Origin of the sequence: Clostridioides sp. ZZV14-6009, assembly GCF_020658095.1 — a bacterium.
Taxonomy (GTDB): Bacteria; Bacillota; Clostridia; order Peptostreptococcales; family Peptostreptococcaceae; genus Clostridioides.
In genome coordinates, this window is record NZ_JAGWDG010000004.1 from 220,371 (window position 1) to 235,433 (window position 15,063).

Here is a 15,063-nt window from a genome sequence, read left to right on the forward strand (position 1 = left end):
TAATTACTTTTATACCTTATAGATTCTCATATTTTTTTGGTTGTATTTTATATTATTAAATAGTTTTTTATCCAATTTCTAAACAAAAGTTCTGAATGTTTTTTCCATTTAACAGTTGGTTCTTTTGAAGGATCGTCATTTATATAGTAATTTTGAGGTATTGAGATTTTATCACCTCTATCTACATCTCTTTTATATTCTCTATCTAAAGTATATTTATCATATTCACTGTGACCCATTACAAATACATCTCTTGAATTTGTAATTATATAAGGACCAGCTTCTTTAGAATGACTTACAATGCTTAATTCATCATTATTTTTTAAAGTTTCAATATTTACAGTAGTGTGTCTTGAATGTGGAGCAAAAAACTCTTTTTCAAATCCATCTACTATCTTACTATTTTTATCTACTTCATGCTTAAATACTCCAAAACATTTTTGACTTAATGGAAGTTTTTTTACATTGTAGTATTTGTAAAGACCTGCTTGAGCTGCCCAACATATATATAATGTAGATTTAGCCTTACTTTTAGAATAATCCATAATATCTTTTAGTTCATCCCAATAATCAACTTCTTCAAACTCCATTTGTTCAACTGGAGCTCCTGTTATTATAAAACCATCAAAAGATTCTTTTTTTGCTTCATCAAATGTTTTATAAAAATTCTTAACATATTCATTACAACTTCTTTTACTCTCTCTTGTTGAGATTTTAATAAATTCTACAGATACATTAAAACCTGTCTTATCTATTCTTCTAAGTAAATCTAACTCTGTATCTATTTTTATGGGCATTAGATTTAATATAGCTATTTTAGTATCTATATTTTCTTTGTATTCTAAATGTTTATTAAAGTCTTCTTTACAAATCACATCTATTCCTTCATCTAATAATTTATTAATAACAGGTAGCCCCTTTGGTAGTATTAAAGCCATATCTTTTCACTTCTCTTTCTCTTATACTATTAGAAATTTAAAGCTTGATCTAAATCAGCTATTAAATCCTCTACATTTTCTATTCCAACAGATAATCTTATTAGTGAAGGTAATACTCCAGATGCAATTAATTGTTCTTCTGTTAATTGTCTATGAGTAGTTGAAGCTGGATGTATAACACAAGTTCTTACATCTGATACATGAGTGACTAATGCTGCTATTTGTAGTTTTTCCACAAATTTTTTAGCATTTTCAAGTCCCCCTTTTACTCCAAATGATAAAACTCCACTGCATCCTTTTGATAGATATTTCTTGGCATTTTCATAATACTTATTATTTTCAAGTCCTGGATAGTTAATCCAATCTACATTTTTATGTTTTTCTAAAAACTTAGCTATCTTAAGTGCATTTTCACTATGTCTCTCCATTCTAAGATGTAGTGTTTCAATATTTAAATTAGTAAGATATGCGTTAAATGGACTCAAACAATTTCCATAGTCTCTAAGTAATTGAACTCTTGTTTTAGTAGCATATGCAGCATTGCCAAACTTCTCAGTATAACTTATTCCATGATATGTTGGGTCTGGCTCAACTAATTCTGGAAATTTTCCATTGTCCCAGTTAAAATTTCCACCATCTACTATAATTCCACCAACACTTGAAGCATGGCCATCTAAATATTTTGTAGTAGAATGAGTGACTATATTTGCTCCATATTTTAGTGGATTACAAAGTACTGGTGATGCTAACGAGTTATCAACTATAAATGGAACATTAATTCTTTTAGCTACATTTGCTATTTTTTCAAAATCTATAACTTCAAGAGTTGGATTTGCAAGTGTCTCTGCAAATACAACTTTAGTATTTTCATTTGCAAGTTCTACTATTTCATCCTCGCTTGCATCTAAATCAAATGATATTAAATCTATTCCAAATTTTTTAAGACTAGGTCCTAATAAATTAAATGTTCCTCCATATACTTTTGAAGAACAAAGTATACTATCTCCAGATTTACATATATTTAAAACTGCCAACATATTTGCAGATTGACCTGATGATACGGCAACAGATGATACTCCTCCCTCTAACAAACTTATCTTTTCTTCAAAAGCTTGAACAGTAGGATTACTTATTCTGGAATACATATGACCATCAGCTTTTAAATCAAATAAGTCAGCAAGTTGGTCTATACTACTATATTTAAAAGTTGTACTTTGATATAAAGGTAAAACTCTTGGTTCTCCATTTCCTGGCTTATAATTTCCTTGCACGCATATTGTTTCTTTGTTATACATTTTTGTATCCCCCTTAGATTTTAATTAAGAAAATTAAACTATTTGTCAGATGAGATTTAAAATAAATAAAGCCTGAGTATATAACTCAGGCTCTGTATAAGCTTAATTATACTCATCTCTCAGCTTTCGCCGCAGGATTTAGCACCAATGTATATAAATATACTGGTTGCCGGGTTTCATAGGGCCAGTCCCTCCACCTCTCTGGATAAGATTTATTTAATTTTTCTATGTTTTATATCTTATATTTTTTTCCTAATTTTGTCAACTATTTTTTATATAATTTTCTTTTAATAAATTTTCCAACCTCTACTTGCACTACAGACATTATAGCTAAAATCACTGTTACAAGCCACTGTGAGCTATTTAAAACAGTTAAATTAAATGCATCTCTAAAATTAGGGACAAATAATATAACTGCCATAAGCAAAGCAGAAGTTAAAAATGAGATTAAAAGAAATGGGTTTTTACCACTATTTTTAGTAAACATAGAGTCTGTATTTGAACGTTGGCTAAATGCACGCAACATTTGTGAAAATGCTAATACACAGAATGCCATTGTTTGACCTACAGTATGGTTTCCTATATTAAGACCAATTTTATATGCTAAAATGGTCATTATTGCTACAAATATCCCCTGAGTAATAACTCTTTGTACAAGATTTTTTTCAAACAAACTTTCTGATTTAACAGGTTGATGCTTCATTATGTTTATACTTGGTGGGTCAACTCCAAGAGCAAGCGCTGGAAGAGTTGCTGTTGCAAGGTTTACCCATAGAATATGCACAGCAAGAAGTGGAGTATCCCAGTTTAACAATATTGCAACAAATAGTGTAAGTATCTCTGCTATATTTCCAACAAGCAAGAATTGTATAACCTTTTGTATATTTCTATATACACGCCTACCCTCTTTTATTGCATAAGCAATTGTGGTAAAACTATCATCCATTAAAATCATATCTGAAGAATCTTTTGCCACATCTGTACCACTTATACCCATAGCTATACCAATATCAGCAGACTTTAATGCAGGGGAGTCATTTACCCCATCTCCAGTCATCGCTGGTACTTCTCCTATTCTTTTTAGAGACTGTATAATTCTGAGTTTATCAAATGGTGATACACGAGCAAATACTGTAGTATTTTTAACAGCTTTATCCAGTTCCTCATCACTTAAATTATCAAGTTCATCACCAGATATAACAGTATTTCCTTCATTCCAAATTCCCAATTCATGAGCTATTGTTGTGGCAGTGACTTTATGGTCACCTGTTATCATTATGGTTCTTATGCCTGCTTCTTTACAAGTTTTTACTGCATCAATTACCTCAGTTCTTGGTGGGTCAATCATACCAACCATACCAATAAATGTCAAATCATATTCTATGTTTTCACTATCTTCCTTTGGTATCGATAAAATTTCACGCTTAGCAAAACCAAGTACACGTAATGCATCTTTAGACATAGCGAGACATAATTCGTGTATATTTTTTTTATCCAACTCTGTAATGTTTCTTTCACCTTTTGATGTTAATATTTTGGTACATAAATGGAGAAGTTCATCCACTGCACCTTTAGTATATACTGTGATTTTTCCATCTATATCATGAACAGTTGTCATACATTTTCTGTCGGAATCAAAAGGTTGCTCAAATACACGTGGATATTTCTCTTCAAGAGCTTCTTGATCTATTCCAAATTTATTAGCCATAAAAATCAATGAACCTTCTGTTGGATCACCTAATATTTCATCTGTTTTATCTGGATTTATACATGCATCATTACAAAGTGCACCAGCATAAACAATCTCTTTGTATACTAGTGGATGTTTCTCAGACGCAGTATCTATTGATGTTACTTTTCCAGATTCAAAATCGCCATTTACAGCAATATGTGTAACAGTCATTTTATTTAAGGTTAATGTACCAGTTTTATCACAACATATTACTGTAGCTCCTCCTAATGTTTCAACTGCTGGCAACTTTCTAATCAAAGCATTTCTTTTAGCCATACGTTGCACACCTAGAGCCATTACAATGGTTGCTGTTGCAGGTAATCCCTCTGGAATGATTGATATAGCAAGGGAAATTGCAATCATAAACATTGGTAAGAGAGGTCTCTGGTAAAATGCACCTATTGCAAATATAATAACGCATACAATAATACCTATAACACTTAATGTCTTTCCAACAGTATTAAGTTTACGTTTTATAGGAGTATCAAAATCATTTTGTGAATCTAAAAAATGTGCTATATTACCTACTTCTGTGTCCATACCAGTTGCAACTACAACGCCTACACCTCTACCATATGTGACAATTGAAGACGTATAAGCCATATTACTACGGTCTCCTAATACACTTTCTTCAGGTAAAAGGTCATCTGAATCTTTTTCTGATGGTACAGACTCTCCTGTTAAAGAAGCTTCTTGAATTTTTAAACTAGATGTATCTATTAAACGAATGTCTGCTGGAATCATTGCTCCATCTTCTAAAAAAACAATATCTCCTATTACAAGATTACTTGCTTGGATAACATTTTCTTCACCATCACGCATAACACGTGCTGTAGGTGAATTCATATTTTTTAGTGCTTCTAATGATGATTCTGCTTTTTTTTCTTGAACAATACCAATAACTGCATTTACTGTTACAATTATTAGAATTACAAAAGCTTCTGTAAATTCTCCAAATGCTAAAGATAATACTGATGCACCTATTAGTATCAATACCATAGCATCTGTAACTTGGGTCCAAAGCATTTGTAAAACTGTTCTAGGTGGTCTTTTTCTCAGTTCATTTAAACCATGCTCTTTAATCCTGTTTTCCGCCTCGGTATCGGTGAGCCCCTCCTCTGATGAGTCTAAACTCTCTAATACTTCATGTGTTGCCATCGAATGCCAAGGCATCTGTTTGTGATTTTCCATTTTGGAAGATCACTCCTTTCTTTTTTTGATTTAAGAATAATTATATTTTAAAATCCAATTCAATTCAATACTCAACAATTATATTTTACCTAAATTTAACAATTTAGTTTAAAATCTATATAAAAATATCTACTCTTTTACAAACACATACTCATTATTGTTAGATAAGTTTTCTTGATATTTATACCCTTCTAAATTAAATTTTTTTAAGTCGTTAATATCTTCTATTTTATTTTTAATAATATATTTTACCATCATTCCTCTAGCTTTCTTTGCTTGTGTTGATTCAACTTTTAATATATTATTTTTATTTATTTTAAAATTACATGTTACATATGTATGATTATCATCGATAAATTTTCCCACAGTTTTACTGTATTCACTTGATGCAAGATTGACAATAGCTGTATTTTCTTTACTTAATTCTTTATATATACTGTCTCCCCAATATTCATATAAATTTTTAAATTCTCTTATCTGTAGCTTTGTCTGCATTTCTAGTCTGTATTCATATATACTATCATAAGGTTTTACAACCCCATACAATCCACTTATGATTCGAATACAATTATTTGCAAATTCCTCATCTTGCTTTGTAAAACGCTCTGCTTCTATATTTTTATATTGTATTCCATCATAAGTTAAGATTGCAGGACTTCCTAGACTGTCAAATTTAAAATTATCAAATCTACTCTTGTTCAATATGGCTAACTTCTCGTTGATTTTCATTTTATTTTTAAAATCTTCTAAACTAAAATTTTTTATATTCTTTGATATTTCTTTTGCATTATCTATAAAACAAGGTAAGCTTAAATCTCTATCAACTGCTTGTGCATGTTTCATATTTTTAGCTGGTGATAACATTATAATCATAAATTCTTATTACTCCTGTTTTTCCAAATATTCAAGAATCTCTTGTGCATTTGTATCTGGTTTTGCTTTTTCAAAAACTTTTTCAATAATTCCACTTTCATCTACAATATAAGTTGCACGAACGACTCCTAGAGCAGTTTTCCCATACATTTTTTTCTCTTTCCACACATCAAAAGCCTTAATAGCAATTAAATCTGGGTCAGAAAGTAAAATAAAAGGAAGCTCATGTTTTTCTGCAAATTTTTGATGTGATTTAATACTATCTTTACTTATTCCAATAACTGGTATATCATTATTTTTAAATCCTTCATATGCGTTTCTAAATGCACATGCCTGACGTGTACATCCTGGTGTATTATCTTTAGGATAAAAATATATTACCACTTTTTTCCCCTTAAAATCTGACATACTGACTTTATTTCCATCCTTATCTTCTAATGTAAATTCTGGTGCTTTTGTACCTATACTTAACATAAATATCTCTCCTTTTGTTTTTTAATCAATAATTTATACTATATTTATATTAATACCCTATATTTCTATATATAAATAAAATATTTTACTTTTTTATATGGAAAATTTCATGGATATGTAAATTTTATATACTAAAAATTTCAACTTTATTTGATTAGAGCATTTAAACTGGAATTTATGTTAAATAACTATAGTAATTAAAATAAACAGGATTTAATTTATGTATTAAATCCTGCTTATTTATTTTTAATCTTCTAATACTCTAATCTATATAAATTTAAATTCTTCTACATCAAATAGACCTAAATCAGTAAGTCTTATTTTTGGAATAACAGGAAGAGCCATAAATGAAAGTGTAATAAAAGGGTCTACATACTTTGGAACTCCCATTTTTCTTGCTATTTTTAACATATTATCAGTTGTTTCTTGCACTTTATCTGCTGGAAGAGTACTAATTAATCCAGCTACTTGAAGACTTAAGTGAGCAAGTACTTTTCCATTTGATACAATTACATAGCCACCCTGTATATCTCTCAAGTAATTTACTGCAACTATAATATCTTCATCATTATCTCCTGCAACTATGATATTATGTGAATCATGAGCTACAGTAGTTGCTATTGCTCCATTTTTTATACCAAAACCTTTTAATGGTGCAACTGATATGTTTCCAGTCATTCTGTGTCTCTCAACAACACAAAGCTTTGAATATTCTTCATTTGGATTGAAATATCCATTTTTGTTTGGTATAGATTCAAATAATTTATTTGTTAGAATCTGATATGGTACAATTTCCATTACATAATTTTTCTCATTTGACTTTAATTGTATTTTTTCTCTATCAATATCTTTAAATTTAACTGTATTAAGCAGCTCTTTATCCTTAATTTCATAATTATAATCAGAAAAAATTCCCTCATCTATCAATTTACCATCTTTATAAACACTACCTACCTCCATATTTTCTAAATTGTTTAGAACAACAATATCTGCTTTATACCCAGCACCTATTGCTCCAATTCTATTTAGACCATATGCTCTTGCTGAATTATAAGTTGCAATTTTAATAGCTTTAATTGGCTCCATACCCAAATCGATTGCACATTTTATATTCCATCTTATATGCCCTTGTTTTTCTATATCATCCAAATGTTTGTCGTCTGTACAAAACATAAATTCTTCAATTGGTAAGCTATGTTTCAATAATCCCTTTATTATAGCTTCTAAGTTTTTTGCTGCACTTCCTTCTCTTATAAAAATTTTTAGACCTGCTCTTAATTTTTCATACACTTCATTAAAAGTTATACATTCATGGTCATTTTTTATTCCTGCACATACATATGCTTGAAGTGACTTTCCAGTTATATTTGGTGCATGTCCATCTGCCATTTTATCTTTAAAAGCCTCTAATTTATCTAAAATTTCTTTTTCAGCAGATATAACATCATTAAAACACATTACCTCTCCTAATCCTAAGATTCTAGGATTATTTATGTAGGCATCCATATCTTTTGCACTAAAATTTCCTATTCCATTAGTTTCGAATCTTGTTGCAGGTACAGATGATGGTAGCATAATATATACATTTAAAGGTATCTCTTCTGTTGATTCTAGTAAAAAGTCTATTGCACTTGCTCCTTTTACATTGACTAGTTCATGAGGGTCAGCTATAACAGTTGTTGTACCTGACTTTAGTAATTTTTTTGATAATTCAATTGGCATTACCATTGTAGACTCAATATGCATATGTGCATCAATAAAACCAGGTGATAAGTATTTACCACTACAATCAATCTCTACTTTTCCACTATATTCGCCGATTCCAACAATTGTATCCTCTACTATTGCTATATCTCCTACTATTAATTCTTCTGTGAATACATTTATAATTGTTCCATTTTTAAGTACAATATCAGCTTTATCTCTTCCACTTGCTACATCACACTTTTTTTTCAAATTACTCATTTTTACAACTCCTCTTAAATTTTTTATATCAATATACTTGTTGTATCATATTAATTTATATTAGCATATTTTATGCTTACATCTCTACCCTACTTACGTTGAGTATGGAGTATTTGGCCTATCTTCGATAAAAAGCATTTATTCCATAATTTATTAAATTAAATACAAAAACATGAGAAACAATAATATTATTTCTCATGTTCTTTATAAATATTTTAATTATATTAAATTTTATTTTTTATATTTTTAATATTTGTTACTATATCCATAGTATAGATTTATGTATTTTTATCATTTATACTAATAACTACTTTTAATTAACCTAAAAATGCATAAACTATCATTCCTACGATTATAGCTGGTATAGTAGTAATAATCATAGCCCATAAGGAAGATTTTTTGTCCATTGCTAAAAGTGGAAAAAGTGCATCTCCATCTTGAGATATGGAATTAGCTATTACTGCACCAAGTGGTATAGTTCCTTTCAAGTAAAATGACATAAGTACAATTTGTATACCACACCCTGGAATAAGCCCAAGACCTGCACCTATAAATACACTAATTACACCTGTTGATAAAACTAAATTAACTAAGTATTCATCTCCACCTAAAACCAATATTATCAAATCGTAAATAAGATATGCAATAAAAATCCATGTAATAACAAATGAAATTTCACCTACAGAATGTATAAGCATTTCTCTTAAGGAAATCTTCTTATTTTCTTCCTCTTTTTGATTAGAATTTTTAAATACTTTTTTAAAACACCACATATAAACTATTGAGAATAGTATTCCTATAACTGCTATTGCTTCTTCTAGTGAATGTAAATTTTCAATAATAGGAAGATTTATTCCAGAATGAGCAAGAGACATAAATATAAAACCTATTAATACAATTCCTATATAAATTTTGTACCCTTTACCATGTGTTATTATAAATGCAAGTCTATTCGTATTTCCATGAGATTTAGCTAAATTATCCAAAATTATACCATCATGATTATGCGACTCTTTATTCTCTTTATGCTCACTTTTATCTATATTATGTTTGTCTGATTTTCTATATTTATTTAATTTCAACTTTTTTTCTAATTTAAAATAATCTACTAGTTGTCCCGTTATTATTCCTGTAATTGTACTAACTATAGTCACAAAAAAATACATTTTAATATTTGATGAAATAAGTATAAATGCAGCATCCCCCATACTTGCTATTAAACTTGCAATGATTGCTCCAAAGCTTAATTTTCCACTTATATATAATGGCATGATTGCCAAACTCCCACCACAACCTGGTATAGCTCCTATCAAAGCTCCTATTAAAGGTTGATATTTTCTATTTTTTGATATAATATTAGTAAAATTACCACTAGTTTTATAGTTTATATATCCAAATAGCAAAATAAAAAATCCAATCATAGAACCCACATGTAAAAATGCTTCTTCAGAAGCAGATATTAACATTTCCATTAATTTACCTCCTATATTAATTTCGCAATAATTATATTATATTTCATTTGTTATTGATAATCAATATCATTATACTATTTAAATTTCTAATATTAAAAAGTGCATATCTTATATTGTTAATTTCTTGCATATTAAGATACACACTTTCTGATATTAGGTTATCTAGTTGCCACATATAATAGTATAAAATTACATATAGATATTACAATAAATTTTATATATTATACCAGTAGTACACATGTTTTTATTGTTTACTATATTTATAAATTCTCAATAAATGTTATTACTTCCTCTATTATCCAATCTGGTGTAGATGCTCCTGCTGTAACTCCTACATTTTTATACTTCTTAAGCATATTTACATCCAATTCGTCTTTAGTTTCTATTGCAAAAGTTGGAACTAAATCTTCACAAACTTTTACTAACTTTTGAGTATTAGAACTGTGTTTTCCACCTATAACTATCATACAATCAACTTCTCTTGCTAATTCTTTAGCTGCTTCTTGTCTAGTTTTTGTAGCTGAACAGATTGTATCATTAAACACTATATGTTCTAGTTTATCAGCTAATTTGTCAACTATATTTGAATATAAATCTGGATTTATCGTTGTCTGTGCAACAACACAATATTGTTTTGAATTGTCAAATTCCATATTCTCCATTTGCTCTACAGCTTTTATTATTATTGCTGAGTTTTCGCACCATCCATTTATACCTATCACCTCTGGATGTTTCATATCTCCAATAACTATTATTTCATAACCCTTATTATGATACTCACTCACTACTGTATGTATTTTCTTTACAAATGGACATGTAGTATCTACAATTTTAAGCTTTTTATTTTTAGCTTCTTTGTATACTTTCTCAGGAACTCCATGAGATCTTATTATCATATTTTCATAATCTGGTATTATATCAATTTCATCTACAGTTTTAAGACCTTTCTGTTCATATCTTGCTACTGCTTGTTTGTTATGAATAAGAGGTCCTAAAGCATATATTCCAGAATCATTTTTCTCTACTTCATCCCATGCCATTTTCATTGCTCTCTTTACTCCAAAGCAAAATCCTGCATTTTTTGCTATTTTAACATTCACAAAATTCCCCCCTTATTTTGAATATTTAAAGTAATTCTGTTTTATTATTTCTAAAACTTCTTGTGACATTCTTTCATGGTCATCATTACTTAACTTTTCTTTAAAATGTTCTTCAAATGATATTGGCTCTCCAAAATACACAATTACCTTACTAAAAAGTTTATACTTAGATATTATCGACACTGGTACAACCTTAGATTTACTCTTTATTGTAAATAGAGAAAGACCTGCCTTAGCTTTGCCAAAGTTATCTCCTTTAATTCTTGTTCCTTCTGGAAATATTCCCAACACATAACCATCTCTAATTGACCTTAAAATAGTTTTTATAGTAGATACATCTGGCTTTTCTCTATTTATAGGCATAACATGCAATTTTTTTAATATAAAACCTAATGGTTTCACTTTAAATAATTCTTGTTTTGCAATAGCTGCTATCTCCCTATTCTCTATAGCTGCAGCTAAAAATACAGGATCAAGATTTGACTTATGATTTGAAGCCACCACTATATTTCCTCTATCTGGTATATTTTCGGCACCTATAACTTCATATTTAAAAAACACTTTAGAAAAACATCTAAAAATATTTATTGCAAATCTATAAAAATTCACGTTTATCTCCCTTCAATACTACATTATATTCTCGTTTTAGATACATTGAGCTTAAAAACTTATCTTAGATACAACTTCTTGTACAACCTGCTCTATAGTCTTTCCTGTAGTATCTATTTCTAGTGCATCATCAGCTTTTACTAGTGGTGCAAATTCTCTATTTGAATCAATTTCATCTCTCTTTACTATATCTTCAATTACTTCTTTTAAAGTAGTATTATATCCTTTATTACAAAGTTCTTTATAGCGTCTACTTCCTCTTTCTTCTGGTGTAGCTACTAAAAAGAATTTATAATCTGCATTTGGAAAAACATATGAACCTATATCTCTACCATCTAATATTACTGAACTTTTTGTTCCAATTTTTCGTTGAACTTCAACCATCAACTTTCTTACTTCTTTTATCTTAGCTACATTGGAAACATTATTGCTTACTTCTATTGTTCTGATTTCCTCATTTATAATTTTTTGGTCTAAATATATGCTATTATTTTTAAAATCTATATCCGAATTTTCAGCTATTTTAATAACTTCTTTTTCATTATTGACATCAATATTATTTTTTAAACACTTATAAGTAACAGCTCTATACATAGCACCTGTATCTATATAATTTATATTTAGTTTTTCTGCTACTATCTTAGCTATTGTACTTTTACCAGCCCCTGCTGGTCCATCCACAGCTATAATCAAATTACTCATATCTACACCTCTATTTTATTTATATTTAATAATCGACTTATTAAAAACTATACTTATACACTAGTCCCTGCAAGATATCCAGTTGAAAATGCTATTTGTAAATTATATCCACCAGTTTCTGCATCTACATCTATTACCTCACCTGTAAAAAATAAATCCTTTATTAACTTAGACTCCATTGTAGAAGAATTAATTTCTTTAACTGAAATACCACCAGAAGTAACCATTCCAGTGTTTATGCCTGTAGTTCCATTACAAGTTAGTTTCATATTTTTTATATACTCAATAATTTTAATTTCATCAGCCTTAGACAACTCATTTGCTTTTTTATCACTTAAAGATAATATAGAAAGAATTTCTCTTAAGAAGTTTTGAGGTAATATCTGTTTAAGATTATTTAAGATATTTTTATTTGGAATTTCTCTAATTATATTAGAAATTTCATTGACATCTAAATTTGGTAAAAAATCTATATTTAATTCTACCTTATCTTTTTCAATAATCTTATTGATATAAGAAGACATTATAAGTACACAAGGACCTGTTATCCCAAAATGTGCAAATAGCATGTCTCCTGATTTTGATATTTTCTTTTTCTTAATCTTACAAGATATTTCTACATTTCTCATAGATATTCCTTGTAAAGCTTTAATCCATTTTTCTTCTATTGTAAGTGGAGCTAAAGCAGGATATAGTTTATTTAATGTATGTCCATGATTTTGAAGAACCTTATACATTAAACCATCTGAACCTGTTTTTGAATAACTAACTCCTCCAGTTGATATAATAACTTTATCACCTAATATATTATCTCCATTATCTAAAATGACACCCTTTATTGAATAATTTGCTTTATTATTGTTATGGTCATCTTGTTCAGTGATTTTTTCAATTATAATATCCACAACTTTTTTATTATACATTATCTTTACATTATGATTAATTAAGTCCTTATTTAATACTTCTATTACTTCTATCGATTTATCATTCTTAGTATAAACCTTATGGTCATTTTCTTCTTCAATCTTATACTCTAAATTTTTACTTTCAAAATACGATATAAGATTTTTATTTGTAAATGCATAAAAGCTACTATATAGAAATTTTTTATTGTTTACAACCTTATCAAAAAAAGCTTCTATCTCTCTATTGTTGGTAAAGTTACATCTACCTCCACCAGTTGCTCTTAACTTTCTCCCTAACTCTCCATTTCTTTCAATCAATATTACTTCATTATTGTTTTTTGAAGCTGACAAGGCTGCCATCATGCCAGATGGACCTCCACCAACCACTATAACTTTACTCATAAACTTCTCCTTATAATTTGATACTTACTCAAGTGCAGAATTATTTATTTTTACATGATTTTTTATATGACTTGTATCATTCATCTTTATTACTACTGGACCGTAATCTTTAAATTCTACTATATTTAAAGCAGTGTTATCTTGCTTAATTCTGTATATATTTTCCATACCTGACTCTAGGAATGATAGTAACATAACCCTCAATGTAATTGAATGTGTAACAAGAACTATATTTTTATCATTGTATTTTTCATTTAATTCCTTTATAAAAGTATCTACTCTTTCTTTTATAATTTTAAGAGTTTCTCCTTCTGGTATATTTACTAAATGTGGCTCATTTCTCCATGTTGAATATATATCTGAATAGTCTTTTTGAATTTCTTTTATTAAAAGACCTTCCCAAACTCCAAATCCCATTTCTCTAAGTGCTTCAGTTTTTTGGACTTCAATATTGAGCTTATCACCTAAAATTTGAGCTGTTTGCATTGCTCTTCCTAAATCACTACTAAAAATATAATCAATTGAATACTTACCAATGTCTTCAGAAAGTTCTCTTGCTTGTTCTATCCCTTGTGCTGTAAGGTCAGAATTACCATGACCTTGTGTTTTTCCTAATAAGTTCCAATCTGTTTGTCCATGTCTTACTATATAAAAAGTATTTCCCATATTTCCTCCTAATATATCTGTCTATTTTTTATTAAATATAAATTGTCACTTCTCAAAATTTAATTATATCATATAACAGTTTACTATGTTTCTATTTTATAACTTAATCTAAGATATTCTTCTCTTCTCAGCTCATCCTATTTATATTTACCACAATTTATTATATAATAACAGTTTTTTTCTTAAATTATAAAATGTAATCATCATATTTTATTTATAAAATTCTTCAAATCTATATTCTTGAATCGGATTAAAATATTTATCTCTATCTACTTTTGATAAAAACATGTCTAGTGGCCTTACAAATACTCCTGTATCATCATATAAAGTTTTATATAAGACCAAATTATTATTATCTTCTTCTTTTTTATGATAAAAGTTTCCATTCAAGTCTCTATATATAAAAATATTTTCATCTAGCTCAGTATGCTTAACATCTAGCTTATACCTAACTGTGTTTTTAGTTAACCCTTTTTCATTATATGTTTCACAGATTTTTTCTATATCATTACTATCAATGGCTTTGCTCAATCCCATTGTAGCATAATATTTTCCTTTAAAATGTTTATAAATACAAGGATATTTTAATTTTCTTTCATCAATGTTTAGACTATTTTTTGGTTTATCCATTTTACTATCCTCTCCTACATGTATTGTTTGAAAAAGTTGTTTATGAGTTTAATTTTTATTTATATAAATATATTCTACTTTTCTTATTACGCAGTTATATAAAATCATG

General features: G+C 28.5%; 13 protein-coding genes and 1 riboswitch. All 13 genes read right to left on the bottom strand.

All coding sequences use genetic code 11. The annotated features are described in order from the left end of the window. Positions 1–47 precede the first annotated feature (47 nt). A complete protein-coding gene (locus KGF36_RS08325) occupies positions 48–938 on the bottom strand; it encodes a homoserine O-succinyltransferase (protein WP_227829941.1) in 891 nt (296 codons plus the stop codon). 29 nt (positions 939–967) lie between these two features. After that, positions 968–2,233 (bottom strand): O-acetylhomoserine aminocarboxypropyltransferase/cysteine synthase family protein, encoded by a 1,266-nt coding sequence (locus tag KGF36_RS08330; RefSeq protein ID WP_227829942.1) that lies wholly within the window; start codon positions 2,231–2,233, stop codon positions 968–970. 109 nt (positions 2,234–2,342) lie between these two features. Next, positions 2,343–2,445, bottom strand: a riboswitch (SAM riboswitch). 53 nt (positions 2,446–2,498) lie between these two features. After that, positions 2,499–5,156 carry a cation-translocating P-type ATPase gene (locus KGF36_RS08335; RefSeq protein ID WP_227829943.1) on the bottom strand — a complete coding sequence of 886 codons (2,658 nt, stop codon included), beginning with the start codon at positions 5,154–5,156 and terminating at the stop codon, positions 2,499–2,501. 129 nt (positions 5,157–5,285) lie between these two features. Then, complete coding sequence (yaaA, locus tag KGF36_RS08340) at positions 5,286–6,029, bottom strand: peroxide stress protein YaaA (protein ID WP_227829944.1); 744 nt, start codon at positions 6,027–6,029, stop codon at positions 5,286–5,288. A gap of 9 nt (positions 6,030–6,038) precedes the next feature. Then, the gene (gene bcp, locus KGF36_RS08345) at positions 6,039–6,503 is read right to left on the bottom strand and encodes a thioredoxin-dependent thiol peroxidase (RefSeq protein WP_227829945.1); all 465 of its coding nucleotides are present in this window, start codon (positions 6,501–6,503) and stop codon (positions 6,039–6,041) included. A gap of 267 nt (positions 6,504–6,770) precedes the next feature. Next, positions 6,771–8,468 carry an adenine deaminase gene (ade, locus tag KGF36_RS08350; protein WP_227829946.1) on the bottom strand — a complete coding sequence of 566 codons (1,698 nt, stop codon included), beginning with the start codon at positions 8,466–8,468 and terminating at the stop codon, positions 6,771–6,773. 317 nt (positions 8,469–8,785) lie between these two features. Next, positions 8,786–9,940, bottom strand: a complete 1,155-nt coding sequence (locus tag KGF36_RS08355; protein ID WP_227829947.1) for a putative manganese transporter — start codon at positions 9,938–9,940, stop codon at positions 8,786–8,788. Between the two features lie 260 nt (positions 9,941–10,200). Then, the gene (locus KGF36_RS08360; RefSeq protein WP_227829948.1) at positions 10,201–11,040 is read right to left on the bottom strand and encodes a 4-hydroxy-3-methylbut-2-enyl diphosphate reductase; all 840 of its coding nucleotides are present in this window, start codon (positions 11,038–11,040) and stop codon (positions 10,201–10,203) included. A 12-nt stretch (positions 11,041–11,052) separates the two neighbouring features. Further along, complete coding sequence (locus KGF36_RS08365) at positions 11,053–11,649, bottom strand: lysophospholipid acyltransferase family protein (RefSeq protein ID WP_227829949.1); 597 nt, start codon at positions 11,647–11,649, stop codon at positions 11,053–11,055. Between the two features lie 51 nt (positions 11,650–11,700). Next, complete coding sequence (gene cmk, locus KGF36_RS08370) at positions 11,701–12,351, bottom strand: (d)CMP kinase (RefSeq protein ID WP_227829950.1); 651 nt, start codon at positions 12,349–12,351, stop codon at positions 11,701–11,703. Between the two features lie 53 nt (positions 12,352–12,404). Then, a complete protein-coding gene (locus tag KGF36_RS08375; RefSeq protein WP_227829951.1) occupies positions 12,405–13,658 on the bottom strand; it encodes an NAD(P)/FAD-dependent oxidoreductase in 1,254 nt (417 codons plus the stop codon). A 24-nt stretch (positions 13,659–13,682) separates the two neighbouring features. Beyond that, positions 13,683–14,324: a histidine phosphatase family protein gene (locus tag KGF36_RS08380; RefSeq protein WP_227829952.1), complete on the bottom strand. Its 642-nt coding sequence runs from the start codon at positions 14,322–14,324 to the stop codon at positions 13,683–13,685. Positions 14,325–14,534: 210 nt separating this feature from the next. Next, a complete protein-coding gene (locus KGF36_RS08385) occupies positions 14,535–14,954 on the bottom strand; it encodes a DUF1653 domain-containing protein (RefSeq protein ID WP_227829953.1) in 420 nt (139 codons plus the stop codon). Positions 14,955–15,063 lie beyond the last annotated feature (109 nt).